Raw genomic sequence first — 25,619 nt, 5'->3', positions numbered from 1 at the left:
GCTGTAGTGGGTCGGAAAAACGTCACGACCGGCGCGTTCGAACCCCGCGACGAGGGGCCGGTCTAACAGACCCCGTCGCGGCGGCGAAGCAGGAGGAGCGCGCGTGCCACACAGCCAGGCTAACGGTTCGGCCCGCCCCGGATGCAACCATGTCGCTCGTATGCTGGTTATGCCTTACGACACAGCAGGCGGCGCCGTGCGAAGTTGATCAGCCGGAGGAATCAGGCAGTCTGGTGTGCATGGCTGCGAAAAAATCTCGGAAAGCTCAGTCGGGTGTGGCGACGCTGATCAACGGAATCGGTTTTCTGCTGGCCGCGATGCTGGTTCTGCACACCATCTTCGTGTTGTTCGGTGCCCCCGGCGATACGGGTCTGGCGCAGTCGGTGAGTCGGGCTGCGGTGCCACTCGCTCTGTTTTTCCCGGGACTGCTCGATGTGGACCACGAGGCGCTGCAGGTCCTGCTCGATTTCGGCCTCGCGGCGGTGTTCTGGATGGCGGTGGCGGGCTTGCTTGCTCGCATCCTCGGCTGAAACTCGAAACTACCGGACAGTAGTTTTCGGCTGTGTGTCGTGAGACACTGTTGTGTATGTCCGAGGGATCGGGGAACCCGGCGAGAGCCGGGGAGACCGGTGAGCAGCAGAAGATCGACACACACCGCGGTGAGCAGGCATTCGTGGCGGGACGTCGCAGGCGCAGGACTTCCGACTCCTTCGATTTCGCGAAGGCCCGTGCGCGCGTCGTGACAGTGATCGCGGCTCTCGTACGCTGGGCCGGAAATCTCGCTGCGGTGATCCTGGCGGCGCATGTCGTGCTCACCGTGGGCGGTGCCAACCCGGACAACAGCATCACTCGTTTCGTGGCGGATTGGGCGAAGCCGCTGGCGTTGGGGTTCCGGAACCTGTTTCCGCAGCCCGGTGACCCCGAACTCGACGTACTGGTCAACTATGGGCTCGCGGCGCTCTTCTGGCTGATCGTGACCTCGCTGGCAGTCAAGATCGTCCGTGCGCTCGGCTGAACGTCGGCTCGTTTCCGGCCGCATGCTCGCGGGTACCACGGCGGCATGACCGCTGCTCTTGTACGGCCGCGCCACGAAGCGATGATCGCGGGAGTGTGCGCAGGTATCGCCAACCGTTTTGGGTGGAGCGTGGGACTGGTCCGGCTCGCGTTCGTGCTGTCGATGATCCTGCCGGGACCCCAGATCCTGCTCTACCTGGGATTGTGGATCCTGATGCCCAAGGCGGACCGGTAGCGGCAATCGCCACGTCCTGGACGATGGCAACTCGTACCAGGACAGGCCCGCATCAGGACAGGCAGGACGGGCGAGCCGACCCCTCTTCGGGCGTGATGCCCCGCCCCGGTGACCGGAAGCTCGCGCGGAGTTTCCTGATCACCGCCATGTGGCACACAGGTGCCGCTTCGTTAGGCTCGACCGTGGTTGAGCAGCCAGCCGTGGATCACGAGCACCCTGCCGACAAGATGCCCGCGATCCGTCGCCTGGCTGGAGTGTGTCTCGTGGCGGTCGAGTGCACGCACCGCTCGGGTGCGATGGTGCTGCAGGTCTTCTCCCGGCAGGGAGGAAGGAAAAGGGCTGATGAGCCTCCTCGACCCCGCGCCCGATGACGCCCCGGGTCCCGATGACCCGGATGCGGCAGGTGCCACGCTGGGACTGCGGGTAACCCAGCCGCGGCCCGATGCGGTGGTCCTGACCGCTTCCGGGGAGATCGATGAGGCCACCGCGGCTCACCTCGAGGAGGTGCTTGCCCCTCGGTTGGTCGCGGCCGTGCGGATGGTGGTGCTCGACCTGTCCGAAGTGAGTTTCCTCGGAGTGCCCGCCCTGCAACTGCTCACCCGGGCACATCTGCGAGCCCGGGAGCACGGTATCGAGCTGCGGTTGGTGGCCACCGAGCACGAGGTGGCCCGCGCTCTGCGGATCGCCAAGTTGGATGCTGTGCTGTCGTGGTATGCCACCACAACCGGAGCCCTGGCCGCGGACCCGGACGAGTCGGCATAGCTCCTTGGGCGTGGCCACGCCCTGCTGCTTCTGTCGGAGGCCGTACACCTGGCCGTGTGTAAAGGAACACCGAAGCCATGATCGATGATGACGCTCTCGTTTGGTTCGCCGAGATCGCCCGTGACCTGGCTTCGCAGCCCTCGGAACAGGCCGTGCTGGATCGGGTCGTGGAACTGGCCGTGGAAGTGATCGACGGCTGTGACGACGCAGGCATTCTGCTGCTGCACCACAAACGGGACGTGGCCACAGCAGCGTCCTCGAGCCGGCGCGTCCGCGACTCCGACGCGGAGCAAGCCCGGCTGCGCGAGGGCCCGTGCTTCGATGCCGCTCTGAACACCGCGCCCTGGCACAACAAGGTCTACCGCAGCGAGGACACGGCCACCGAGCCACGCTGGCCGAAATACATGCCCCGGGCCCGCGAGCTGGGGATCGGCAGCATGCTGGGTTTTCAGCTCTACAACACCCAGGAGAGCTTCGGAGCCATGGATCTGTACGGCCACCGGCGGCATGCCTTCGACGTCACCACCGAGCGCCAGGGCTGGGTGCTGGCTTCGCACGCGGCAGTGGCGCTGACCAGCGCGCGTACCGACGAGCAGCTGCGCACCGCCATCGCCACCCGACAGGAAATCGGCCAGGCATCGGGCATTCTCATGGAGCGCCACGGGCTCTCCGGTGAGGCGGCGTTCACCGTGCTCAAACGGACCTCGCAGGACAACAACATCAAGCTACGCACCGTTGCCGAGGAGGTCGTGCGCACCGGCCGGTTACCGGGAACGTGACCTGGGGCTGGTCAATTTCTCGAGAAATTGACCAGCCCTCGGCGCCGTGCGGGGATCGCGGTGGTACCGACACACCGCGAGCACGCCACCGCACATGATCGATCGGACACGCCCTAACCGGAATGGCGGGAGACTTCGTCGAGAGCCGTGTTCAGCGCTTCGGCTGCTTCCCAGACGTCGACATAGCGCAGCCAGGTGGGTGCGAAGCCGATCCGGATGATGTCCGGTTCCACGAAATCGACGAGTATTCCGCAGGCGAACATGGATTGCACCAGGTACTGGGCGTGCCGATGGCGGAGAGTGAGTTGGGTGCCTCGTCTGTCCTCCTCGGAGGGGCCGAGTACTTCCACGCCGGTGCCGTGGTTGCGGTCCACCCGGCCCAGGAACAACTCGATCAGGGCCGAGGTCTTGGTCTCCAGTGCCGAGGTGGGGATTCCGTCCAGCACGGACAGGCTCTCGTGGAGCCCGGAGATCGACGGCATCGGTGGTGTTCCCGCGAAATCCGTGGCCAGCGGGTTGAGTGCTCCCGCAGCACGATCCCCTTCGTCCTGCGGCAGGGAGCGGTGCACAGCGGCGTGATGCCGCCGCGCCACGAAGGAGTACGCCGGAGCGTTGTGCCCGCCACCCAGATACTTGTCACCGCAGCCGATGGCGAAATCGGCCTCCCATGCATGCAGGTCCACGTACAGGGCACCCGCCGAGTGGCTCAGTTCCCAGAGAGCCAGTGCGCCCGCACGGTGAATCTCCGCGGTGATGGCCGCCGAGTCCCGGACCGCCCCCGAGATCGGGTCCATATGCGGTAGCGCGACCACGGCGACCCTCTCGCCGAGGAGATCCGGCAGGTCCCGCAGGTGCTCCAGCAGTACGAGTTCACCACCGACGAAGTCGGCCGCCGAACGGGCGAGGTAGCGGTCCGCGGAAAAGCCGTGGCGCCCCAGCACCAGCATCGGTCGGCCGGGCCGGAGGCGGGTGGCCGCGAGCAGTGCCCGGAACAAGCCCATCGAGGTGGAGTCGGCAAGGGTGATCTCGCCGGGTTCGGCCCCCAGGAGGGGCGCGAGATGATTCGTGACCCGGTGCGTCTCGGGACGCGAGTCGTCGCCCTGCCGTGGAGGCATCGATCGGGGGCACCGGTAATGCCCGGCGAACGTGCCCGACTGCGCCGGGGTGGTGCTGGACAGGGCTCCCGCGCTGTTGCCGTCGAGATGGATCACATCCGGTCGCAGGTCATAGTGGCCCTGCAGCGTCGCCAGTACGTCCGTCCGGTCGAGCGCTGCTGCGGCCGACCTCGTCGTCGTCCACACGAGTGAATCAATATCGCATTACTCTACGGTAAGTAACAACTTTCGAAGGATGCCGCGCCATTCCACCGAGAAGATCACAAGGCAGGCGCCTGCCAGGACCCGCTGAACACGAACTCGGACAGCGGCTTGCGCGAACGAGGCGCAGCCTCCTTTTCCTGCAGCTTCTCCGGCAGGTGCGCGATGGGCCCCTGGCCACCGATGGCGATCACCACCAGCGGTTCGAATCCGTCCGGCACGGAGAACGCCGTACGGGCGGCGGCTCTGTCGAAACCGGCCATCTGATGTGCCACGAGTCCCTCGGATACCGCCTGTAGCACCAGATTCTCGCTGGCCAGGCCGAGGCCGTACTCGCCGTAGGGCAGTGCCTCGCCCTCGCTGTCCACCAGCTGTGCCACACCGATGGTCAGCGCCGCAGCGTGCGCGGCCCACCCGTGGTTGCCCCGCGAGAGCGTCTCGTGGATGCGCGCGAACGTGTCGTCGCCGCGCCGCCCGGCAATGTAGCGGGCAGGCTGGGTATTACCCCAGGACGGCGCCCACCGCGCGGCCTCGAACAGCGCGGCGAACTGCTTGTCGGTCAGTTCCACGTTCGGGTCCAGGCCGCGGGGACTCCAGCGCTCGGCCAGTAGCGGGTGCAGCGGGACCGAAGTGTCGGCGGGCTTCACGATGCCTCCTTGGGAATTTCGAGCTGTGTCGTGGTTCGACAAGCGCGTCCGCATCTTTTCATCTTTCGCACGAGTGATCAGCCCGAGCAGGGTGACCGGCTATGCAGGCCGAAACACTTCTCCTACATCGCGTACGACCATGCGGTCAGCGAGTAGGCGCCGAACCAGGTGCCGAAGCAGAGGAACAGGGCGGTCACGGGCACGGCGGTGGTGGCTCGTCTGTTCGCCAGGCCGAGGGCGACCGGCAGCAGCAGGGGGAAGGCAGGCAGCAGCAGCCGTACCTTCGAATACATCAGGCCGTCGGAACCCAGATCCACGACGAGCACCAGGAACGCGAACAGCACCAGTGGCCAGGGAATCCGATGACGCAAGCACAGCACCATCAGCACCACGGCCGCCAGGACGACCCACGCGGTGAAGGTCTCGAGCACCGACTTCTCCGTGGACAGCGCCTCGAGCACGAACTTCAGGGTCGCCACCCCACCGTCGAACGCCGATGACCAGCCACGCCGCTGCAGTTCGAAGTACCCGTTGAGATCGCCGGTCCGCATCGCCACCCAGCCGAGGTAGGCCAGCATCCCGGAGGGTGCGAGCACCATCGCCAGCCACGGGTACGGACTGCGCCGGGCTTCCGCCCGCCGGAAGACGGCGATGAGAGCTGCCAGTCCGACCACCGCGATCAGGGCGGCGGCGGTCGGCCGTACGAGTCCGGCCGCGGCGCAGCACAGCCCCGCTTGCAGCCATCTCCGCTCGAGCACGCCGATCAGCGCCCACACGGACAGCGCGCAGAACATCGCCTCCGAGTAGGGCATCATCAGCACCACCGACATGGGCGCGGCGGCGAACAGCGCCACGAACAGCAGTCCGACCCGGTGCGATCCACCGATTCGGCGTCCCAGCCGAGCCAGACCGTACGCGCACACCACGCCCGCCACGAGACTCGCGGTGATGCCTGCTCCGGAGGTGCCGAGGCCGGGAGTCACGGCGAACAGACGGATCAGCAGTGGATAACCGGGAAAGAACGCCAGCGGCGTCTCCGAGGATCGGTTGCCGAAGCCGTCGACCATGCTCGGATCGACACCGCCGTAGCCGTTCGCGGCGATCTCCAGGTACCACTGGGCGTCCCAGGCGCGCAGATTCCCGAGGACCGACTGGTCGTTGGCCGCCGACATCCAGGAGAGCACCAGCAGGCCGAAGAACCGGACCGCGAGATACACCACACCGGGTGCGAGGAGGACGGCTCCCCGGTGGTGCCCCAGCAGAGCCGGGCGGTCCCGGAGCAGTCGGCCCAGCGGCCACTGTTTTCCGTGCGCAGCGCTCGCACTCCCGGTGTCGGGCCGCCTCGGATCGACCGTTTCGGGGCTGGGGGACAATCTGCTCCTTTCCCGCTGCGGCCAATCGGATCGGCGTTGTGGACAACTCGACGCTGGGGAAACCCGTCCGTCGCAGGTTAGTCGTCCCAACCGGGGATGGGTGTTGGCGGCCGCGATTCGGTAGGCTGGTCTGGCAGCGGAACGACCTGGTAGAGGACATCAGCGAGCCGACGCTGCAGCGAGCCGATGCTGCCTCTCCGCCGGTCGCGGAGCCGCCGATGCGGCGCCGGAATGCAGGCGTTGATCGAGTTGGTGGCTTCGTTCATCCCGGTTGTCAGCGCGGAGCACCCGCGCCCGGGACGTCCGCACGGCTCGAGGAGGTTTGTTACACGTGGCGCTCGTCGTCCAGAAGTACGGCGGTTCCTCTCTCGAGAGTGCTGATCGAATCAAACGAGTCGCCGAACGCATCGTCGAGACCCGCAAGGCAGGCAACGACGTGGTCGTCGTGTGTTCCGCGATGGGCGACACCACCGACGAGTTGCTCGACCTGGCCCAGCAGGTGAATCCGGCCCCGCCGGAACGCGAGCTCGACATGCTGCTGACCGCGGGGGAACGGATCTCCAACGCCCTGGTGGCGATGGCGATCGAGTCGCTCGGTGCGCAGGCCCGCTCGTTCTCCGGCTCGCAGGCCGGTGTGATCACCACCTCGGCGCATCAGAACGCCCGGATCATCGACGTCACGCCCGGCCGAGTGCAGGAGGCACTCGATGAGGGACAGGTCGTCATGGTCGCGGGCTTCCAAGGGGTAAGCCAGGACAACAAGGACATCACCACGCTTGGCCGTGGTGGCTCGGACACCACGGCTGTGGCGGTGGCCGCCGCGATGAACGCCGATGTGTGCGAGATCTACACCGACGTCGACGGTGTCTACACGGCGGATCCGCGTATCGCGCCGGACGCCAAGCATCTCGACCGCGTCACCTACGAGGAGATGCTGGAGCTGGCGGCCACCGGCGCGAAGGTGCTGCACCTGCGGGCCGTGGAGTACGCCCGCCGCTACGGCGTGCCGTTGCACGTCCGCTCTTCCTACTCACCCAAGCCCGGAACGATCGTGTCCGGCTCAGTGGAGGACCTTTCCGTGGAACAGGCGATGATCACCGGCGTGGCTCACGACCGGTCGGAAGCGAAGGTCACCGTGCGCGGTGTGCCGGACAATCCCGGGGTCGCGGGAAAGATCTTCCGCGCGGTCGCCGACGCCGAGATCGACATCGACATGGTGCTGCAGAACGTCGCCAGCACCGACTCGGGGCGTACCGATGTCACCTTCACCGTCTCCAGGAGCAACGGTTCCGAGGCGGTCGCCGAACTGGAGAAGATCAAAACCGAGGTCGGCTTCGAAAAGGTCGTCTACGACGACAATGTCGGCAAGGTTTCCCTGGTCGGCGCCGGGATGCGTTCGCACCCCGGGGTGACGGCGACGTTCTGCGAGGCGTTGTTCGACGCCGGGGTCAACATCGAAATCATCAACACGTCGGAAATCCGGATTTCCGTGCTGGTCCGTGATACCCAACTGAGTGACGCGGTCGCAGCGCTGCACGCCGCGTTCGAACTCGGTGGCGACGAAGAAGCCGTTGTCTACGCAGGGAGTGGTCGTTGATGCCGGGACCGACCGTTGCCATCGTCGGTGCCACCGGAGCCGTGGGCTCGGTGATGATCGACATCCTGAACAACCGGGAGCAGGTGCCCTGGGGGGACATCCGGCTGATCGCCTCCGCCCGTTCGGCGGGCAAGAAGATCACCGTGCGGGGTGCCGAGCACACCGTGGTGGAACTGTCGCCCGAGGCCTTCGACGGGGTCGACATCGCGATGTTCGATGTTCCCGACGAGCTCTCCGCGCGCTGGGCGCCGGTCGCGGTCGATCGCGGCGCGATCGCGGTGGACAACTCCGGGGCCTTCCGGCTGGATCCCGAGGTGCCGCTGGTGGTGCCGGAAGTCAACGCGGCCAAGGTGCACGAGCGGCCGAAGGGCATCATCGCCAACCCGAACTGCACCACGCTGTCGATGATGACGGCGCTCGGCGCTCTGCACAGCGAGTTCGGCCTGCGTGAGCTGGTCGTATCGTCGTACCAGGCGGCCTCCGGTTCGGGCCAGGAAGGCATCGACCGGCTCCAGGAGGAGATCGCCGCTGTGGCGGGCAAGCACGTCGGGGAGCGTTCGGGCGATGTGGCCGAGGCTCTTGCTGCCGCCGGCCTGCTGGCCGAGCAGACTCCGTTCAAGGCGCCGCTGGCGATGAACGTGGTGCCCTGGTGCGGCTCTCGCAAGGATGACGGCTGGACCTCCGAAGAGCTCAAGGTTCGTAACGAGTCCCGCAAGATCCTCGGGATTCCGGAGCTGAAGGTCTCGGCGACCTGTGTGCGGGTCCCGGTGGTCACGACGCATTCGCTGGCCGTGCACGCGGTGTTCGAGCGGGAGGTCTCCGTCGAGCAGGCGCACCAGTTGTTCGACTCCGCGTCGTCGATCGTGCTGCAGGACGAGTCCCGCGGCGAGGTGTTCCCGACACCCGCCGGTGTCGTCGGTGAGGACCCGACCTACGTGGGACGGGTGCGGCAGGCGTTGGACTTCCCGAACACGCTGGAGTTCTTCGTCTGCGGGGACAACCTGCGCAAGGGGGCGGCGCTGAACACCTACGAGATCGCCGAGACGCTCGTCCAAGGCTGAGCCTTCCGCCGTTGATCGGCAGTCGGCGCCCGTTCGGACTTCCGGACGGGCGCCGACTGCGTGCTCGGATCGCATCTGGAAACCCGAACACGCTCCGGGCATACTGGGCTCATGACCGTGCTTCCCGATGATCATCGACCGCTCGCGGAGGTAGTGGCCGAGCTTCCCTCCGCCGAGGGACGCATCGACGTGACCCATGACGGTGAGCCTGTGGCCACCGTGGTTTCGACCGAATACCTGGAGTCCCTGGAGGAGACGCTGGCCGTCGCCTCCGCCCCGGAGCTCATGGCGGCTATTGCTGAGGGGACAGCCGAGCTGAACCGTGGTGAAGCGGTTTCACTGGACGAGGTCATGGCCGACTTCGAAATCGAACGTCGTTGAGTCGGCGTTATGAAGTCGTCCTGACGAAGCGCGCGCGAAAGGACTTGAGCTCGATTCCGCAGAAAGTTGCGCACGCTTGTCTGACTTTCATCGACGGTCCTCGCTGGGCGCCTTCTTGGCCCGGGGCGGGGTGTTCGTGCTCGGCCTGATGGCGCTGACCGTGTGGGCCAATCTCGATGCCGGATCCTGGTCGCGGGCGCGGCCGGTGACGTGGCAGGCGGTCCTGCTCATCGCGGCATCGTTGGTGGTGGGGTGGCTCGGCTGGTTGCTGGCGCGGCGGGGACCGGATGAGAGCTCCGAGAGCGACCGCCACGTTCCGACGTTACGGCTCCGCGCCGGTGAGTGCCTCGTTGTCCGCTACGTCTCCGGTGGCGAGTTGGGAATCAGCGTGGATGATGCCGAACGAGGCGCTGCTCTGCTCAACACGCTGGTCGGCCAGCACTCCCGCAACTGATCCGGAGTTCTGACCCGTGGCTGGTGCCGCGCCGACCGAACAGGGTCCGGTCGGTGGGGATACGTTGGGGGCATGAGTGCAGGTGGGCAGGGCGCGATTGTTCTCGGCATCGATCTCGGGACCACGGCAACGAAGGTGGTGGCGGCCGACCGCGAGGGTGTGGTGCTGAACCAGACCAAACGCGAGAACGAGCTGCGCACCGACAAGCTCAGCGAGGCCGTGCAGGATGCGGAGGCGGTGCGTGACTCGGCGATCGCCGCGGTCGCCGAGTGCGTGTCATGGGCGCAGGACAACGGACACCGGATCGCGGGACTCTCCTTCAGCGCCGCCATGCACACCCTGCTCGGATTGGACGCTGCGGGGAAACCGGTGACCCCGGCGTTCAACTGGGCCGACACCCGGGCTGCCGAGGTGGCGGCGAACCTGCGGGCGGATTCGGACAGGGCAACGGAGCTGCACCGCACGACGGGAACACCGGTGCACACGCAGTCGGTGATGGTCAAGCTCGCCTGGCTGACGGGTGAGCGCACGGGCCTCGCCGAGGGTGTTGTGCACTGGTGCACGCTCAAGGATTTCGTGGTCGGCGCCTTCGTGGACGAGTTCGTCACCGAGCATTCGATCGCTTCGGGCAGCGGCCTGCAGGACATGCACCGTCTGGAGTGGCAGGAGGAGGCGCTGCGGGTGGCGGGCATCCGTGCCGATCAGCTTCCCGAGCTCAAGGCACCGACCGATGTCCTCCCGTTGGCGCCGCAGACGGCCAAAGTCACCGGCTTGGCGGAAGGTCTGCCGGTGGTGCTCGGGGGTGGGGACGGACCGCTCGGCAATCTGGGGGTGGGCGCGACCAATCCTGGTGTGGCCGGCTTGTCGCTGGGCACCAGTGGTGCACTGCGCGTGGTATCCGATCATCCGAGTGTCGACGTTCGCTGCCGGACCTTCAGTTACGTGCTCGGCGACGGTCTCTGGGTCATCGGCGGTGCGGTGAGCAACGGCGCCGTGGTCGGGGAGTGGGCCGCCGAGACGTTCGGAGTGGATCTGGGGACATTGCTGGACGAGGCTCTGGATGTTGCGCCCGGTGCCGAGGGGCTGATCGCGCTGCCGTATCTGCTCGGTGAGCGAGCCCCGTGGTGGGAGCCGGGGCTGACGGGATCGCTGGTCGGTTTGCGCAGGTTCCACGGCCGAGCCGAGATCACCCGTGCGATTACCGAGGGGGTCGCCCAGCAGCTCGCGCTGGTGCGCGATGCGGTACGGGATACCGGAGCGCAGGTGCGTGCGGTACGTGCCACCGGCGGTGGCTTCCGCAGTCGCGTGTGGGCCGAGGTGCTCGCGGCGGCACTGGACATCGAATTGGAGCTTGCCGAGGGCAGTAGCGGCTCCGGGCTCGGTGCCGTTCTGCTGGGGTGGCGAGCCCTGGGCGAGTTGGATTCGCTCGAGGAGGCCGCGTCCCTGGTGCGCCCCACCCGCACCGTGCCGCCGAATCGCGACGCCGCTCGGTTGATGGCGCAGCGACGCCCCCGGATCGAGAAGATCCATGCGGCATTGCGCGATTCGGAGTAAGGGGTGCTGGATCACCCGTTCGGTTGATCCACTCTCGCTGTCGTCGGCGGGACGAGGCGGGCTAAGGTTTGACCGGGCGGTGCTGTCCCCTCCCTCCCCAGGGAAAACTCCCGAGGAGACTCCCGGATGGGGGACAGCGCGAGAGTTTTCTTGACTTATTCCAGATTGTGCGTGGCATACTGGTCTCGTTATGGCACCCAGCACGACTTCCGGCAGCACCGGCCCGCGTTCAGGTGAACCAGGGTTCGCCGATCCGCGTGGGCAGTTGCGTGCTGCCGGGCTTCGAGCCACCCGGCCACGGCTCGCCGTGCTCAGGTGGTTGTGGAGCAACCCGCACTCGACTGCCGATCAAGTGGCCGGTGCGGTACGACACGAACTCGGATCGGTGTCCACGCAGGCCGTCTACGACGTCCTGAACGCGTGCACCGCCGCAGGGCTGCTACGCCGAATCGAGCCGGCCGGACACCCGGCTCGTTTCGAGGGCCGCATCGCCGATAACCACCACCACCTGGTGTGTCGTGGATGCGGACGGACCGAGGACGTGGACTGCGTCCACGGCGCCGCCCCGTGCCTGGCCCCGTCTTCCACAGCGGGCTATGTCGTGGATGAGGCGGAGGTCGTGTTCTGGGGCTTGTGTCCGGAGTGCCGGTCCGCTCACAACGAGGACCGGAGCCACCACCACGAGGAGGAACGAGCGTGAGTTCGCCACGACCCACGACCACGAACGCCGGTATTCCGGTAGCCAGCGACGACCACTCGCTGACCGCCGGGAGCAACGGCCCGATCCTGCTGCAGGATCACTACCTGATCGAGAAGAACGCCCAGTTCAACCGCGAGCGTGTGCCCGAGCGGGTCGTGCACGCCAAGGGTGGCGGCGCGTTCGGATTCTTCGAGGTCACCGAGGACGTCAGCCAGTACACCAAGGCTGCCGTTTTCCAGCCGGGCGCCAAGACCGAGACCCTCATCCGGTTCTCCTCGGTCGCGGGCGAGCTGGGTTCCCCCGACACCTGGCGCGACCCGCGCGGTACTTCGATCAAGTTCTACACCAGCGAGGGCAACTACGACCTCGTCGGCAACAACACGCCGGTCTTCTTCATCCGCGATGCGATCAAGTTCCCCGACTTCATCCACTCGCAGAAGCGCCGCGCCGACAACCACCTGCGCGACAACGACATGCAGTGGGACTTCTGGACGCAGACTCCGGAGTCCGCGCACCAGGTGACCTGGCTGATGGGTGACCGCGGGCTGCCCAAGACCTGGCGGCACATGAACCTCTACGGTTCGCACACCTTCATGTGGACCAACGCCGGCGGCGAGAAGTTCTGGGTCAAGTACCACTTCAAGACCGACCAGGGCAACGACTTCCTGACGCAGGACGAGGGCGACCGGCTGGCCGGTGCCGATGGTGACTACTACATCCGCGATCTGTACAACACCATCAAGGGTGGCGAGCACCCGAGCTGGACGCTCTACGTGCAGGTCATGCCGTTCGAGGACGCCGCGGACTACCGGTTCAACCCGTTCGACCTGACCAAGGTGTGGCCGCACGCCGACTACCCGCTGATCAAGGTCGGCCGGTTCGTGCTCAACCGCAACCCGGAGAACTACTTCGCCCAGATCGAGCAGGCCGCCTTCGAGCCCGCCAACATGCCCCCCGGCATCGGTGCCTCGCCGGACAAGATGCTGCAGGGACGGCTGTTCTCCTACCCGGACGCGCACCGCTACCGGATCGGACCGAACTACATGGACCTGCCGGTCAACCGTCCGATCAACGAGGTGAACTCGTACTCCAAGGACGGGCCGATGCGCTACAGCTTCGGCGGTCAGGACCCCGTCTACGCGCCGAACACGAAGGGCGGCCCGCACGCCGACATCGCGAAGTCCGGCGAGGACGACGCTGCCACCGGCATCGAGCAGGAGGTCATCCGCTCGGCCTACCAGCTGCACTCCGAGGACGACGACTTCAGCCAGCCGGGCAAGATGGTGCGCGAGGTCTTCAACGACGAGGAGCGCGCCCGCTTCATCGACAACGTCTCCGGACACCTGCTCGGCGGCGTGCAGCAGCCGGTGCTGGACCGTGCGCTGGAGTACTGGCGCAACGTCGACAAGGCCACCGGCGACAGGATCGCCGAGAAGGTCAAGGGCAGCTGACACCCGCTTCGTGGGGCGTGGGGCACTCGGGACCCGGAGGGCGACCACCGGGTCCCGAGGAGTGACTGCCACCGATCACATGCCGCCGGGTCCGGGAACGCACGGTTCCCGGGCCCGGCGGTTGTGTGTCGGGGTGTGCGGTTTCTGGGAAAAACCGGCGGCCTCAACCGGCGATGAGGCGCTCACAGCTGCGCAGCACCGTACGCGCCGCCTCCCGATGCACGCTGTCCTGCATCGGGTCCGTTGCCAGGAGCCGCCACCGGACCAGAGCTTCGCCCGCCCGGTCGGCCAGCTCGGCCTCCGACGTGTCCGTCCCCAGACCGAGCCGAGTACGCCGTTGACTGCCGAAAGCCCCCAGCAGACGCTCCGCCGCTTCCTGCTCTCGACCGGGCAAGCGCACCTGCCCGGAGTGCAGTGCCGACAGCAGACGCAGCTCGTCCCACTCGTGCGCATTCGCCAGCAGCCGCTCGAACTCTCCGCGTAGCTGCTGCGCTCCGGAACGGGGATTGGCTCGCAGCACCATGTCCACGGCCATCAGCACCGAGCGTGCACGCAGGGCCTCCTGCCGCTCGACGAACTGCTGATGCACGGCTTCCTGCAGGTCGTTGAGTCGGCTGTCGGCCAGCAGGGCCGAGCGGAGCTTCTTGAGGTCACCGGAACCTCCGGCGATGAGCGTGGTCGCATGCTCGACTCCGAAACGGCCGAGTCGTCGCAGCAAGTCCTGACGGGTGGCGGCGGGGATGGTCTCCGGCGTCGTGCTGTTCACGAAACGGTCGGCGGACAGCAGCAGGTTCTCGCGCTCTTCCGCGGGCAGTCGTGCCAGTTCGGCCAGCACATCGACGTCCTGCGCACTCAGTGTTGCCGCAGCCTGCCCGAGCAGACCCGCCACCGGCAGCACATACTGCGCGAAGGAGCGCACCCGCGGTTCGTCCCGGTATTGCCGGGCGACCTTGTCCGCGGCAGGCATGGCATCGCTGCTACCGCTGCCGGTCTCGTCGGCCCGGGAGAGCGCGAGGATCGTGTTGATCGGTGCGCGGCGGGCGACCTGCAGTTCGTGCGCCGACTGCAGGAACTGGATGTCGGTTTGGTGCGGATGCCGGGTGAGGTAGAGGACGGCATCGGCTTCGGTCAGAATCTGCGCCAGTGCCGAACGACCGGTTTCCTTGACGGCCGAGGAGGACACGCCGGGTGTTTCGATCAGGGTGATGGCCTGCAGTCCCGGTGACGGGGAGTCGATCACCAGCCGGGCCACCTCGTCGGGTCGCCAGCGCTGCAGGTCCCGGATCGTGCCGGGGTCCAGCGTGCTGACGGGGACGTTCTGCGCCGCGCCATGTGGCGTGTAGGCGGTGATCCTCGGTTCCGGCCCGTACTGGTAGACGGTGTTGACCTGGGTGCGTTCCTCGGCGTCACTCGGGGCGAGATCGGCCCCCACCAACGCGTTGATGAGTGTCGATTTGCCCGATTTGACCCGGCCGGTGACGGCGATCCGCAGTGGTTCGTCGATCCGTTCGAGTCGTTCGCGCAGCCAGCTCGCCGTTCTGGGGTCGTCCCGGTAGAAGGTCATCGTCCGGATCAACAGTGCGCGGGCCTGTTGCAACAGACCCGGAGGTGCTTCGCCGGTGTGGGCGGCGGGGCTCATGCGGCGGCGATGCTGTTCGAGGTCAGCATGGTGGCCCGTTTGCGTAGGACGGTCAGCTCCTCCAGCTTCTTTTTGATCTCCCGTGCGCGTTCGTCGCGGTCGACGGCACTGCGCTCGGCTTCGCGCTTGATGTCCTGAATGGATTGGCTGATCCGGATCTGGGCCTGTTCGGTCACCCGGTTGCAGTGCTCGTGCAGCCGCTGGTGCAGATTCCGGATGGTGTCCCGGGCTTCCTTGTTCACCTGGAAAGTCACGTGGTCCACATAGCGCTGGGCGGTCGCGCGGGCCTCGGCTTGGCGGCGCTTGAGGCGTGCGTCCTTCTCCTCGCTGAGGCTCTTGCTGCCCAGCAGCAGTCCGGCCGAGATCGATACGACGTTCATCAGGGGCAGCCCGGCCATGCTGGTGATCAGTCCGAACATGAGCACCCCGCCGTAGGAGCCGCGCAGCCCGGTCAGGATCTGATCCTTGCGGGGGAAGTCCGAGCCGCGAGGAGCGGTCGGTTCCGGTATGCGGTCCAGCGGATCGGGCGCGTGGATTCGATCGAGGTTGGGCAGTGCTCGCACGTGCTCGCGCAGAAGCTCGTCGGCGACCTGCTCGGTGAGCCGTTCACGGCGCTCGTCCAGCCAGCCGAAGGTCTCGGCAATGGCTTCGGACAAGTTGGACGACAGCCACTCGGCGAAGTCCTCCCAGGACCTGTTCGGGTCGGCCTCGTCGAGTGTCTCGTTGACCTGGTGCAGGATGGCCCAGCTGCGTTCCCGGAAGTCGTGCTCGATGTCGGAATACAGCTCCTGGATGCCGTCGGACAGCGTCTTCTGCCATCGGCCCGCGACCCGCTTGAGCTCCTCGGCCCGGTGCTGGGCGCTTTCCAGTTCGACCAGCGTCTCGGTGGCCGTGCGGGGATTCTGGTTGCTGAGTTCCTCCCGCAGCGCCGTCATGAGCTGGTCGAGGGCATCGGTGATGTTGTGGGACACCAGCTTGCGCGTGAACTCCTCGTGCTTGTTGGCCATCTCGGTACGAAGGTACTCCAGCAGTGGAGGAAACCCGGACTCGACGTTGATGTCGGGGTCCCTGGCGCTGGTCGCTTGTACCCGTACCTTCGACGAGACCGGAAAGATCTTGGCGGCGATCCCCGCATTCGACAAATGCTTGCGGTTGACCTCGACAACCTGCCGCCACTGTGGCGCGATGTCGGTCTTGGGCTGCACGAGAGCCACGTTCGGGCACAGCGCGGCGGCTTGCCGCAGGAAACCGAGTTCGTTGGTGGTCAGTTCCTGCGTGGCATCGGAGACCATGATCAACGAGTCGGCTTCTGCCACGGCCGCCTGTGTGGTGGCGGTCAGCGAGGAGGAGACACTGCCGAATCCCGGCGTGTCCATGAGCACCAGGCCGTTTTTGAGAATCGCCCGCGGCAGGTTGATTTCGGTGCGGGTGATGGGGCGGCCGTCGGCAACTGCCCGGTCCACTTGGTCGTGGACCTGTTCGATCGGTACCGGAAGTCGATCGAGTGCGGCGGGGTCGTGAGAGGGGTCCTGCTGGATGAGCTGAGCGGAGGCTTCCTCGGAATGCCGGACGATCGTCGGCACGGCTGTGGTGACATCGTTACCGGCGTTGCAGACCGGTGCGTTGACGACGGAGTTGATGAGTTCGCTCTTGCCCTGCTTCGACTCGCCGATCACGAGAACGAGCTGGGCGGGATCCAGAACCCTGCTGCGGATCTGCCGTAGCCGGTTGTGGAGATCGAGGCGCTGTTGCCCGGCACACTCGGCCGTTGCCCGGTCGATCAGTTCCACGAGAGCCGTTTCGATCACGGTTCGATTGTGCCCGTCCCTCTTTCGAGGGAAAAACCGGATGGGTGGAATCCGGCGGCACCTGACCGATTTGTCCGCCTTGCGGGCGGAGTGGCTATCGAAACGGGCCCGCTGAGGGAGCAGCGGGCCCGTTTCGATGCTGTATCAGCCGGAGCGTGACCACTCGGTCGGCCGTCCTGCCGGGGGCTCCCCGAGAGACCCTCGCCAAGGAGGGGACCGAGTGCTCCGACCGGGAATGCTCAGACTCAGAGCACGTCCAGGCCCAGGCTGGAGGTCGCACCGTCGGCGACACCGCCCACCGTGCCGACCGCACCGCCGGCGATGTTGCCGACAGCGCCGGTGACGTCGCCCAGGACGTCGCCGGTCGACACGTTGACCAGGCCGGTGGTGACGTCGCCGACGCTGTCGACCGTGCTGGTCACGGTGTCACCGGCGGACTCGACGGTGTTGCCCACGGTGCCGACCGTGTTGCCCACGACACCGACGTTGTTGCCCTCGACGTTGACCTCGTTGCCGCTCAGGACGTCGTTGCCGCTCAGGACGTCGTGCACGCTGATCAGGTTGTGCGAGTCGACCTGCTCGACGCTGTGGTTGACCTCGACGTTGCTGGTCTCCTGGGGAGCGGGCATCTGCTCGTCGGCGTCACCGTTGGAGGAGGTGTCGGTGTTGGTGGAGGAGGTGTTCTGCAACATGCTCGGTTCCGTCGCTTCCTGAAGCTCGTGTTCTTGTGCGGGATGTAGTTGGTTGATCGCGACGTGCTGGGTACTCACCGTGAACGTGTCGACGCTGCTCTGGAGTGAGCGGCCGTACTCCTGTACGACCTCGACCGGTGCGTAGTCGAGCACCAGCGACGCGCCCTGAAGCACGTCCGCCGCGGTCATGTCCCCGAGACCGGCACTGTCCAGCGAGGCGCGGGGATCGGCCTCGAATTCCGACCGGGCCTGCGGGTTGCCGACGAGTCGCGTGAGGAACTCGTGCAGCGTCGGCTGGTCGGCTTGTGTGGTGTGTGTCCCGGGGGTGGAAGTGGGGGCACCCGCCGAGGTCGACGACCCCGGAGCCTGCTCCGATCGGGAGTGCAGCATCGCTGATCTCCTCCTGAACTCACTCGAGTTGCTGAAGCCGGGCGGGGTGGTGCGGTTCCCCGTCCTCCCGGTTATTCAAGCTACAGAGCCCCCGCGCCGTTTCCATCGGGAACCACTCCTAGTTATGAAAACCTCTATTAGGGGATCATTCGTGTGACCCGTTAGGGGGTCCATAGGTGATACTGCGTCTCTGCGTGATTGGATACACGCTAAGTTGGGTCCGCCAGGCTTTCCCGATCAGGTGAGCCGGAAGGGGTGTCATGCCTTACGTCCTGGGAATTCACCTGGGTGCCACCGCGACATCCGCTGCGGTCGCCCGGCGCGATGCGGGACAGAGCGGGATGGTGTCCCCGTTTCCGCTGGGCAGTGCAGGCCCCACCATTCCCACCGTGCTGTGCAAGGTGCAGGACGGCTCGTTCGTGGCCGGAGAGGCCGCGCAACGCCAGGAACCGGCCCATCACGAGTGGGTGGTGCGATCGTTCACCCAGCAGGTGGGTGACGACCACGCATTGATGGTGGGCAACGAGTTCGTCACGGCACACCGGCTCGCCGCGGTCATGATCGAGTGGGTGGCCGATCAGGTCGCGCACCGCCAGGGCGCCCCCGCGGAGCACATCGCCGTCGCCCACAACGCAGCATGGGGTCCACACCGGACCCATCTCGTCCGTCAGGAGCTGGAACGGCTCGACCTCAACGAGGTGACGCTGTTGCCCGAGCCGGTGGCGGTCGGATTGGACTACGCGAGCCGGACGCGCGTGGAGAGCAGCGAGATCGTCGCCGTCGCCAATGTCGGCGGTACCGGCTTCGACGCCACGGTCCTGCGCAAGGAGCAGGACGGCGAGCTGCCCGGCTTCGAGGTTCTCGGTTCCCCACTGGACTCCGTGCACCCGAGCGGCAACGCACTCGACGACGAGGTCATCGCATACCTCCGCAGTGAGCTCGGTGGGCACCGGGTCACACTCGATCCCGCCGACCCCCGCGATCGGGTGGCCGCTTTCCAGTTGCGTGCCGAATGCACCAGGGGCAGGGAGGTCCTGTCGTACCAGCCCAAGGCCGCGCTGCGGGTCGAGCTGCCGCAGCTGCGGACGCAGGTTGCGCTGTCCCGAGTGAGATACGAACAACTCGTTCGCAACCACCTGGAGCGGGTGCCCGATCTGCTTCAGCAGGTGGTGCAGTCCGCATCGGTGAACTCCGCGGAACTCGGTGCTGTCGTGCTGGCAGGCGGTACGGCCAGAACGCCACTGGCGCAGCAGCTCGTATCCCGGCACTTCGAGCGGCAGGTACAAGTGGACAGTGCTCCCGAGCTGGTCGCCGCTCGTGGAGCCGCCTGCGCCGCTCGCACGGAGATTCTGGACGGTGGGCGCAATCGGTCGGTGGCGGCCGAAGAGACGAGTGTGCTCATGCGGGTGGAGGGTTCCGAGCGCGATCCCGGAGAGCTGCCGATCGTCGACGAGGAGGTCGAGGTCCCGGAGCGGCCGGATGTGCCACGGCCCCCGGTCGAGGTCGAGCCGATGCATCTCGAGCCCCCCCGCAAAAACCGCACTTTCAAGATCATCAAACTGGTACTGGCCGCCGTACTGATCATTTTCGGGCTGGTCCTGACCTACATGCAGGGCTGGGGCGGGCCACAGCAACCGAGCATAGGCGTCATGTCGCAATAGCCGGACACCACCGATCAGCACTGCCGTATCGAACGATCACCGCTCACCGATTGGGACGGCCCGTGAACCATTCGACAGTCGTACCTCCTGCCCCGAGCATGGCTGTATCCGCCGCTGCGCTGCGCGAATCGATTGCCGCGGATCCCACAGCGCCGGTCGTCGCCGGGATTCAAGGGTCCGGAGGGTATGGCAAGACGGCGCTGCTCGCTCGGCTTGCCCGGATTTACCGGGACGCGGGAATCACGGTGTACGACACCACGGCGCTCCCGGCCGATCCCTCCGACGCGGCCGTACTCGTCGACGACGCCCACCGGATCGATGAAGCGACGCTGCGCACCCTGGAGGAACTCGCGGAGAATTCCGCCACGCGGCTGGTCGTGGCCTACCGCCCTTGGCCGCGCTCGGAGGCGCTGGCCGCGCTCGTCGGCGCACTCGGGCGCCGTCTCCAGCCGATCCTGTTGCGAGAACTGAATCGAGGGGAGATCGCCGAGCAAGCCGAGACGGCACTCGGCGCACCGGTCACTTCGGACCTGGTCGAACATCTGCGCTCGCGGACCGGAGGTGTTCCCCGGCTGGTCTCCCGGCTGCTGAGCGCGGTGGATTCCGGAGACATCGATTCGGACGGCAATCCCGGTATGCCCCAGGCGGTGCTCGATCGGTTCCACCACGATCTGGACCAGTTCGGCGGGCACGCGCGGGATTGCCTCGTCGCCGTGGCCCTCGGAGCCACGGCACATCCCGCACTGCTCGCCTCGGCGCTCGACGTCGAATCGACGGCTGTCACCGAGGCGATGTCGGCGGTCCGCGCGAGCGGATTGGTGGATGCCCACGACGGACTGCTTCCGGTGGCACGGGATGCGGTGCTCGCGTTGACACCGTGGCAGCGGCGACTCGAGGTGCTGCGGCGACTGATCCGGATGCAGCTCGATCGTGGCGGATCGGTTCTCGCGCTGGTTCAGCCACTGCTGGGCGCGGAGAGCGCACTCCTTTCGGAACCCACGATGGCGGCTGCGTTCGAGAAGGCGGGCGACGAAGCGTGGGTGAATTCGCCGGAGCTGGCGGTGCGGTTGTTCGATGCCGCCGTGTCGGCGGGAACCGCGGTCACATCGGTGGCCGCCCGGCGTGCTCGTGCGGCAGCAGCGGCAGGAGACCTCGACGAGGCACTGCGCACCGCCGATCAGGTGATTGTGGACGATGCCATCGCCGACCGGGATCTCGGTATCCGGGTCGCCGCGGCCGTGCTGGCCCATCGCGGATTGCTCGCACGTTCCACGGAGCTGTGCCGGTGGTCGGTGGAACACGTTCGCTGGTCCGGTGATGTCGCCTTCGCAGTGCTCGGCATGACCGGAACAGGGCGACTGGAGGAAGCCGGCCAACTGCTGCGCTCACCTGCCGATGTCGGGCCACCGACGACGCTGTCCGGCGCGGCTGCGCAACTCGCCGAGGGAATGCACGAGTCGGTCACCGGCTCGGCCACGACAGCACTGTCCACACTCGTTCGATCAGCCTCATTGTCGGAATCGATCGGGCGCACGGTACTGCTGCCCGACACGCCCGCCGCTGTCGCTTCCGTCGTCGCCCTGCACTGCGGGGAGTTCGACGTCGCCGAGTCGACGCTCGACCGCGCGATCGAGTCCGGAACCGGCGGAGCGCTGCTGCGGACCCGGCATCACCTGCTCTCGGCGTGGGTCCCACTGCTGCGGGGAGACACGATGACGGCGCGCAACAAGCTGGCCGGTGTGTACGACGATGCGGGCGCCCTCGCCACGCGGGACCGTCTGGTGGCGATCGCGATCGAGGCGGGAATCGCCAACCGGGACAACGACATGACCGCGCTGGCCGACGTACGCAGCCGTGCCCGCAAGATCTTCGCCGAGCATCCCGTCGACCTGTTCACGATGTTGCCGCTCGGCGAGCTCGTGGTCGCCACGGCACGGCTGCGCGACCAGGAGTGGCTGACCCCGTATCTGCGGGAGGCGCGGTACCTGCTCGGCGACCTCGGCACGCCACCACTGTGGAGTGCCATGCTGCACTGGAAATGCCTGCAGGCGGCGGTCGTGCTGGAGCAGCACGACCGGGCCCGCGAGCACGCCGCCGCTCTGGAGGGGATGGCCCACCACACTCCGCTGTCCACGGCGATGTCCGACGGTGCGCAGGTGTGGTTGAACATCCTGGCCGGAGAAGTCGATCAGTCCGAAACGGAGCGGGCCGCTCGCTCGTTGCACTCGGCAGGACTGGTCTGGGACGGTGCCAACCTGGCCGGGCAGGCGGCGGTCCGGACGACCGACCGCCGGGTGATGCCGGCACTGCTGGAGTGCGCGCGGACCCTGCAGGGCAAGGCCCCGCGGCCGCAGAAGCTTCCCGCGGCCGGCCGAGGCTCCGGAAGCGCCTCGGCCGGTGGAGCGGACCTGCTCAGCGACCGGGAGAGGGAGGTCGCCGAGCTGGTCCTGGCCGGGTACACCTACAAGCAGGTCGGCAAGCGATTGTTCATCTCCGCCAAGACCGTCGAGCACCACATCGGCCGGATCAAGCAGCGTCTCGGAAGCACCACCCGCGAGGAGATGCTCACCCGGCTCCGCGCGCTGGTCGACTGACTTCAGGTCGTGGTCCACCACCGGTGGTCGGGTGAGCAGGGCGCGTCGGTTTCCGGCACGGCTGCACGCTCCTGCGCCGGGCAGCGGCTCGGAAGTTTCACCGGAAACTTCACGATCAGCCGCGCAGCGCCAGTCCGGTGCGGATCGATCCGATGATCTCGAACAGTGCCTCCTGGAACCGTCCTCCGGCGGCGTGCAGGTTCAGGAAGCCGTGCATCAGGTCCGTGAATCGCCGGGCGGCCACCGGGACTCCGACTTCCCGAAGGCGTCGCACGTACTCCTCGCCCTCGTCGCGCAGTGGATCGAAACCGGCCGTGGCCACGTAGGCAGGCGGGAGTCCGCTCAGGTCCTCGGCCAACAGCACGGACAAGCGCGGATCACCACGCAGGCTGCTGTCCGGCTGGTAGTGGTCCATGAACCAGTCCATGTCCGCATCGGTGAGCAGGAAGCCCTCGCCGAACAATTCCCGCGAGCGGCGCCGTGTGCTGGCGTCCACGGCCGGGTAGAGCAGAGCCTGCAGCACGGGTTTCTTGATGTCGGATGCGGTCGCGTGCTGCGCGACGGCCGCGGCGAGATTACCGCCTGCGCTGTCCCCGCCCACGAGCAGCGAGTCCGGTGTGGTGCCGAGCTTCTCGGCGTGGTCGAGGGCATACCGGTATCCGTCGAGTGCGTCGTCGAGCGCTGCGGGAAAGGGGCTCTCGGGGGCGAGCCGGTAGTCCACGGACAGCACCCGGATCCCGGCGTGCTTGGCGAGCATCCGGCACAGCCCGTCGTAGCTGTCGAGGTCGCCGAGAACCCATCCGCCACCGTGGTAGAAGACCATGAGCGCACTCGACGCGGTCAACGTCTCCGGACGGTACAGGCGCGCGTCGATGCCGCCGCTTGCCGTGGGAATGTGCTCGGCGGTCGTTTCGACACCCGCTACTGCGGTATCGCCGATGATCTTGGTCGCTTCCCGCATGGCGGTCCGTGCCTTCTCCACGGTGTCCGCCGACAGTTGGGCACGGCCGGCGAGACCCTGCATTCGGAGCAGAGCCTGGGCCTCGAGAGCCAGTTCCTGCCCGTCGATCCGGATCGGTGCGCCCGCAATCCGGCGCAGCACCGGCTGCGGCAGGGCGAGAACACGGCGGAGCGCGGCGCCTTGTGCGCGTGTCCGCAGGTGCGACGGGATCGGATCGAGGGGTTTGGACACGGTGAACCTCCCGGTGAGACAGTGGTGATCCGGACGTTACCCGCAGGTAGCTTGTGGTGCGAGACATACGCCCGCGATTGACTTCCAGTTCGCTCGAACTCGTAACGTGGCGTATGCGTACGCTCGGGCGGCCGTCACACGAATCGGCGAGGGCGGGCGACAGACGGGTGACGCCGAGGAAAGGATCATGATAATGACGGTGACCGTGGTGGGGATCGGCGGTTCGGTGCGGTCCGACTCGCAGTCCGAACGTGCCCTGCATGCCGTGCTTGCGGGGGCGCGCGAGGCCGGTGCCAAGGTCCACGCGATCACCGGCAGCAGCCTGGTGCTGCCCTTCTTCGATCCGTCGGTCACCGAGCGCACGGACAATGCGCACGAACTCGTGGAGGCGCTCCGTGCCGCGGACGGTGTGGTGATCGCCTCACCCGGCTACCACGGGACCTTCTCGGGACTGATCAAAAACGCCCTCGACTACGTCGAGGATCTCCGCGAAGCCGACCGCCCGTACCTCGAGGGCCGGGCTGTGGGTTGCGTCGGTACCGCCTACGGCTGGCAGGCCACGGTGACGACCCTGCAGCAGCTGCGTTCGGTGGTGCACGCGCTGCGTGGCTGGCCGACGCCCCTGGGCGCGGCGGTCAACTCGACCGAGACGCGGCTCGGACCCGGCGGGGAATGTTCGGACCCGAAGGTGGTCTCTACCCTGCACACGGTCGGACGCCAGGTGACGGACTTCGCGCTCCGGAGTTCGTGACACCGCTCGGGCACCGCAAAGAAGCAGGTGCCCGTCCTCTCGTGATCGAGATCACCGGTTTGAGGTGTGCCGAACTCGGGGTACTTCCCGGACAACGCCCTCGAACCGAGTGCCGGTGCGGCACGTGAGGAGGTAGGACGAGCATGACCGAGAAGGCTCCGATCACCAGCCCGCTGGGTAACTCCGAACGCGACATCACGGGCAAGGCGCTGCAGGGCACCCTGGTCGACATGGTCGATCTGCACCTGACCGCCAAGCAGGCTCACTGGAACGTGGTGGGCACCCACTTCCGCGAGGTGCACCTGCATCTGGACGAGCTGGTCGACAGCGCCAGGGAGTTCGCCGACAACGTCGCCGAGCGCGCGGCCACGATCGGTATCTCGCCGGACGCCCGGGCCAGCACGGTCGCCGAGGGCTCCGGCGTACCGAACATGGACGCGGGCTGGCAACAGGACCGCAACGTCATCGAGACCGTCGTGGAGAATCTGGCCACGCTGATTCGCCGCCTGCGGGCACGGATCGACGAGACGGACAAGACGGACCTGGTCACGCAGGATCTGTTGCTGTCGATCTCGGCAAAGCTGGAGGAAACCCACTGGATGTGGCAGGCGAAACTGGCCGACGGCTGAGTTGCCCGCCTTCGAGTGCACCCGGCGCGCCGTTCGGTGACGAGCGGCCCGCTCGTACGGGTGCGGCCGGGACGAGTCGCCGCGCCGCCGGTCGATGGTTGCAGCGACCGGTGGCGCCACTGCGGAGAGTGCGGCCTTCCCGGTGCCGGTGAGCGAGCGCGGAGGTACGCTCGACTCCTCCCGGGGGCTCGTGCACCCGGTGCTCCTCCCGCAGACGATGTCGGGTTGCCGTGATGAGCACTGATCCCGAGGTGATCTCGTCGCTCGCGCGGAGTCGGCTGTCGGGCCTTCCGCGCGAGGTACTCGGCCGTGTCATCGCACGGTCCACGGACCTCCACGTCCGGGCAGGCAGGGTGCTGGTCCGCACCGACCGAACCGAGGTCTTCTGTTATCTGCTGGTCAGCGGGCTGCTCCGGAGCTATCTGACCTCACCGGCCGGCCGCCAGGTGACGATCCGCTACTCCCGCCCGGGCTCGCTGCTGGGCATCACGACGCTGTTCGCCTCCGGAGCCGTGCCCGCCAATCTTCAGGCGGTGACCGACGCCCGGATGCTGTGCCTGCAACCCGCGACGCTGCAGTCACTGGCACGCACCGATGTGCGAGTCGGCCATGCTTTCCTGGTCGAACTCAGTGACCGGACCGTCACCTACATGAACGCCGTCGGCGATGCGGTCTTTTCCTCCTTGCACGATCGCGTCCTCAGCCACCTGCTCGACATCGCCACACCGGGGCAGCAGTCCTCCGAACTCTCGGCCCGAATCAGCCAGCAGGACCTCGCCGATCAGGTCGGCACCGTGCGTGAGGTCGTCGTGCGCATTCTCCGAGAGCTGCGGTCGGCGGGGCTGGTGCGCACCGAACGCGACCGCATCGTGCTTCTCGACGCTGCACGACTGCACACCCGGCTGAACGGCAGGTCCTGAGAGCCGCGCGCCCCGATGC

Annotated in this window: 24 protein-coding genes; 17 read left to right on the top strand and 7 right to left on the bottom strand. The window is 67.1% G+C overall.

Translation table 11 applies throughout. The features are described from left to right. Positions 1 to 239 precede the first annotated feature (239 nt). The 5 genes from JOF55_RS09725 to JOF55_RS09705 all read left to right on the top strand — a co-directional run bounded on the left by JOF55_RS09725 (position 240) and on the right by JOF55_RS09705 (position 2,790). On the top strand, positions 240 to 530 hold the full coding sequence (locus tag JOF55_RS09725) for a hypothetical protein (protein WP_310272728.1): 291 nt from the start codon (positions 240 to 242) through the stop codon (positions 528 to 530). Between the two features lie 56 nt (positions 531 to 586). Further along, on the top strand, positions 587 to 1,015 hold the full coding sequence (locus JOF55_RS09720; RefSeq protein ID WP_310272726.1) for a hypothetical protein: 429 nt from the start codon (positions 587 to 589) through the stop codon (positions 1,013 to 1,015). Positions 1,016 to 1,060: 45 nt separating this feature from the next. Beyond that, positions 1,061 to 1,249, top strand: coding sequence for a PspC domain-containing protein (locus JOF55_RS09715; RefSeq protein WP_310272724.1), 189 nt, complete (start codon positions 1,061 to 1,063; stop codon positions 1,247 to 1,249). A 342-nt stretch (positions 1,250 to 1,591) separates the two neighbouring features. Continuing rightward, positions 1,592 to 2,011, top strand: coding sequence for an STAS domain-containing protein (locus tag JOF55_RS09710; protein WP_310272722.1), 420 nt, complete (start codon positions 1,592 to 1,594; stop codon positions 2,009 to 2,011). A gap of 77 nt (positions 2,012 to 2,088) precedes the next feature. Further along, a complete protein-coding gene (locus JOF55_RS09705) occupies positions 2,089 to 2,790 on the top strand; it encodes a GAF and ANTAR domain-containing protein (RefSeq protein WP_310272720.1) in 702 nt (233 codons plus the stop codon). A 113-nt stretch (positions 2,791 to 2,903) separates the two neighbouring features. On the opposite strand, the gene JOF55_RS09700 is transcribed toward JOF55_RS09705, so the two are convergent. The 3 genes from JOF55_RS09700 to JOF55_RS09690 all read right to left on the bottom strand — a co-directional run bounded on the left by JOF55_RS09700 (position 2,904) and on the right by JOF55_RS09690 (position 6,126). Further along, positions 2,904 to 4,091, bottom strand: coding sequence for an aminotransferase class V-fold PLP-dependent enzyme (locus tag JOF55_RS09700; RefSeq protein ID WP_310272718.1), 1,188 nt, complete (start codon positions 4,089 to 4,091; stop codon positions 2,904 to 2,906). Positions 4,092 to 4,165: 74 nt separating this feature from the next. Further along, on the bottom strand, positions 4,166 to 4,753 hold the full coding sequence (locus tag JOF55_RS09695; protein WP_310272716.1) for a nitroreductase family protein: 588 nt from the start codon (positions 4,751 to 4,753) through the stop codon (positions 4,166 to 4,168). A gap of 122 nt (positions 4,754 to 4,875) precedes the next feature. Beyond that, positions 4,876 to 6,126, bottom strand: a complete 1,251-nt coding sequence (locus JOF55_RS09690) for a putative hexosyltransferase (RefSeq protein WP_310272713.1) — start codon at positions 6,124 to 6,126, stop codon at positions 4,876 to 4,878. 331 nt (positions 6,127 to 6,457) lie between these two features. On the opposite strand from JOF55_RS09690, the gene JOF55_RS09685 reads away from it, so the two are divergent. From JOF55_RS09685 to JOF55_RS09655, 7 genes are all read left to right on the top strand, one after another. Further along, positions 6,458 to 7,723, top strand: coding sequence for an aspartate kinase (locus tag JOF55_RS09685; protein WP_310272711.1), 1,266 nt, complete (start codon positions 6,458 to 6,460; stop codon positions 7,721 to 7,723). After that, positions 7,723 to 8,784: an aspartate-semialdehyde dehydrogenase gene (locus JOF55_RS09680; protein WP_310272709.1), complete on the top strand. Its 1,062-nt coding sequence runs from the start codon at positions 7,723 to 7,725 to the stop codon at positions 8,782 to 8,784. Before JOF55_RS09685 ends, JOF55_RS09680 begins: the two co-directional genes overlap by 1 nt. A 111-nt stretch (positions 8,785 to 8,895) precedes the next feature. Then, positions 8,896 to 9,165, top strand: coding sequence for a type II toxin-antitoxin system Phd/YefM family antitoxin (locus JOF55_RS09675; RefSeq protein ID WP_310272707.1), 270 nt, complete (start codon positions 8,896 to 8,898; stop codon positions 9,163 to 9,165). Positions 9,166 to 9,241: 76 nt separating this feature from the next. Then, a complete protein-coding gene (locus JOF55_RS09670; protein ID WP_310272705.1) occupies positions 9,242 to 9,619 on the top strand; it encodes a hypothetical protein in 378 nt (125 codons plus the stop codon). A gap of 72 nt (positions 9,620 to 9,691) precedes the next feature. Then, complete coding sequence (locus JOF55_RS09665; RefSeq protein ID WP_310272702.1) at positions 9,692 to 11,173, top strand: gluconokinase; 1,482 nt, start codon at positions 9,692 to 9,694, stop codon at positions 11,171 to 11,173. 190 nt (positions 11,174 to 11,363) lie between these two features. Next, positions 11,364 to 11,873, top strand: a complete 510-nt coding sequence (locus JOF55_RS09660; RefSeq protein WP_310272700.1) for a Fur family transcriptional regulator — start codon at positions 11,364 to 11,366, stop codon at positions 11,871 to 11,873. After that, positions 11,870 to 13,324 (top strand): catalase, encoded by a 1,455-nt coding sequence (locus JOF55_RS09655; RefSeq protein WP_310272698.1) that lies wholly within the window; start codon positions 11,870 to 11,872, stop codon positions 13,322 to 13,324. Before JOF55_RS09660 ends, JOF55_RS09655 begins: the two co-directional genes overlap by 4 nt. Positions 13,325 to 13,487: 163 nt before the next feature. On the opposite strand, the gene JOF55_RS09650 is transcribed toward JOF55_RS09655, so the two are convergent. The 3 genes from JOF55_RS09650 to JOF55_RS09640 form a co-directional block, all read right to left on the bottom strand. Beyond that, on the bottom strand, positions 13,488 to 14,963 hold the full coding sequence (locus JOF55_RS09650; RefSeq protein WP_310272696.1) for a dynamin family protein: 1,476 nt from the start codon (positions 14,961 to 14,963) through the stop codon (positions 13,488 to 13,490). Then, the gene (locus JOF55_RS09645) at positions 14,960 to 16,771 is read right to left on the bottom strand and encodes a dynamin family protein (protein ID WP_310272694.1); all 1,812 of its coding nucleotides are present in this window, start codon (positions 16,769 to 16,771) and stop codon (positions 14,960 to 14,962) included. Before JOF55_RS09645 ends, JOF55_RS09650 begins: the two co-directional genes overlap by 4 nt. 245 nt (positions 16,772 to 17,016) lie before the next feature. After that, the gene (locus JOF55_RS09640) at positions 17,017 to 17,853 is read right to left on the bottom strand and encodes an IniB N-terminal domain-containing protein (protein ID WP_310272692.1); all 837 of its coding nucleotides are present in this window, start codon (positions 17,851 to 17,853) and stop codon (positions 17,017 to 17,019) included. 260 nt (positions 17,854 to 18,113) lie between these two features. Here JOF55_RS09640 and JOF55_RS09635 point away from each other — a divergent pair, with 260 nt between their 5' ends. Both JOF55_RS09635 and JOF55_RS09630 read left to right on the top strand, forming a co-directional pair. Beyond that, positions 18,114 to 19,514, top strand: coding sequence for an Hsp70 family protein (locus JOF55_RS09635; protein WP_310272690.1), 1,401 nt, complete (start codon positions 18,114 to 18,116; stop codon positions 19,512 to 19,514). A 98-nt stretch (positions 19,515 to 19,612) separates the two neighbouring features. Beyond that, on the top strand, positions 19,613 to 22,108 hold the full coding sequence (locus JOF55_RS09630; protein WP_310272688.1) for a LuxR C-terminal-related transcriptional regulator: 2,496 nt from the start codon (positions 19,613 to 19,615) through the stop codon (positions 22,106 to 22,108). Positions 22,109 to 22,223: 115 nt separating this feature from the next. Here JOF55_RS09630 and JOF55_RS09625 read toward each other — a convergent pair whose 3' ends face one another. After that, complete coding sequence (locus JOF55_RS09625; protein ID WP_310272686.1) at positions 22,224 to 23,300, bottom strand: alpha/beta hydrolase; 1,077 nt, start codon at positions 23,298 to 23,300, stop codon at positions 22,224 to 22,226. 193 nt (positions 23,301 to 23,493) lie between these two features. Here JOF55_RS09625 and JOF55_RS09620 point away from each other — a divergent pair, with 193 nt between their 5' ends. The 3 genes from JOF55_RS09620 (at position 23,494) to JOF55_RS09610 (ending at position 25,600) form a co-directional block, all read left to right on the top strand. Next, a complete protein-coding gene (locus JOF55_RS09620; RefSeq protein ID WP_374727435.1) occupies positions 23,494 to 24,051 on the top strand; it encodes an NADPH-dependent FMN reductase in 558 nt (185 codons plus the stop codon). Positions 24,052 to 24,194: 143 nt separating this feature from the next. Beyond that, complete coding sequence (locus JOF55_RS09615; protein WP_310272682.1) at positions 24,195 to 24,680, top strand: Dps family protein; 486 nt, start codon at positions 24,195 to 24,197, stop codon at positions 24,678 to 24,680. Between the two features lie 233 nt (positions 24,681 to 24,913). After that, positions 24,914 to 25,600: a Crp/Fnr family transcriptional regulator gene (locus JOF55_RS09610; RefSeq protein WP_310272680.1), complete on the top strand. Its 687-nt coding sequence runs from the start codon at positions 24,914 to 24,916 to the stop codon at positions 25,598 to 25,600. Positions 25,601 to 25,619 lie beyond the last annotated feature (19 nt).

It is taken from the genome of Haloactinomyces albus (assembly GCF_031458135.1).
GTDB classification, from domain to species: Bacteria; Actinomycetota; Actinomycetes; order Mycobacteriales; family Pseudonocardiaceae; genus Haloactinomyces; species Haloactinomyces albus.
Note: the sequence above shows the minus strand (reverse complement) of the source record. Positions and strands in the feature narration are given on the sequence as shown.

What these genes read in the sequence shown, in the direction of transcription:
- JOF55_RS09725 (WP_310272728.1), top strand. Translation starts at nt 240, where the DNA reads ATGGCTGCGAAAAAATCTCGGAAAGCTCAGTCGGGTGTGGCGACGCTG.
- JOF55_RS09720 (WP_310272726.1), top strand. Translation starts at nt 587, where the DNA reads ATGTCCGAGGGATCGGGGAACCCGGCGAGAGCCGGGGAGACCGGTGAG.
- JOF55_RS09715 (WP_310272724.1), top strand. Translation starts at nt 1,061, where the DNA reads ATGACCGCTGCTCTTGTACGGCCGCGCCACGAAGCGATGATCGCGGGA.
- JOF55_RS09710 (WP_310272722.1), top strand. Translation starts at nt 1,592, where the DNA reads ATGAGCCTCCTCGACCCCGCGCCCGATGACGCCCCGGGTCCCGATGAC.
- JOF55_RS09705 (WP_310272720.1), top strand. Translation starts at nt 2,089, where the DNA reads ATGATCGATGATGACGCTCTCGTTTGGTTCGCCGAGATCGCCCGTGAC.
- JOF55_RS09680 (WP_310272709.1), top strand. Translation starts at nt 7,723, where the DNA reads ATGCCGGGACCGACCGTTGCCATCGTCGGTGCCACCGGAGCCGTGGGC.
- JOF55_RS09675 (WP_310272707.1), top strand. Translation starts at nt 8,896, where the DNA reads ATGACCGTGCTTCCCGATGATCATCGACCGCTCGCGGAGGTAGTGGCC.
- JOF55_RS09665 (WP_310272702.1), top strand. Translation starts at nt 9,692, where the DNA reads ATGAGTGCAGGTGGGCAGGGCGCGATTGTTCTCGGCATCGATCTCGGG.
- JOF55_RS09660 (WP_310272700.1), top strand. Translation starts at nt 11,364, where the DNA reads ATGGCACCCAGCACGACTTCCGGCAGCACCGGCCCGCGTTCAGGTGAA.
- JOF55_RS09650 (WP_310272696.1), bottom strand. Translation starts at nt 14,963, where the DNA reads ATGAGCCCCGCCGCCCACACCGGCGAAGCACCTCCGGGTCTGTTGCAA.
- JOF55_RS09640 (WP_310272692.1), bottom strand. Translation starts at nt 17,853, where the DNA reads ATGCTGCACTCCCGATCGGAGCAGGCTCCGGGGTCGTCGACCTCGGCG.
- JOF55_RS09635 (WP_310272690.1), top strand. Translation starts at nt 18,114, where the DNA reads ATGCCTTACGTCCTGGGAATTCACCTGGGTGCCACCGCGACATCCGCT.
- JOF55_RS09630 (WP_310272688.1), top strand. Translation starts at nt 19,613, where the DNA reads ATGGCTGTATCCGCCGCTGCGCTGCGCGAATCGATTGCCGCGGATCCC.
- JOF55_RS09620 (WP_374727435.1), top strand. Translation starts at nt 23,494, where the DNA reads ATGACGGTGACCGTGGTGGGGATCGGCGGTTCGGTGCGGTCCGACTCG.
- JOF55_RS09615 (WP_310272682.1), top strand. Translation starts at nt 24,195, where the DNA reads ATGACCGAGAAGGCTCCGATCACCAGCCCGCTGGGTAACTCCGAACGC.
- JOF55_RS09610 (WP_310272680.1), top strand. Translation starts at nt 24,914, where the DNA reads ATGAGCACTGATCCCGAGGTGATCTCGTCGCTCGCGCGGAGTCGGCTG.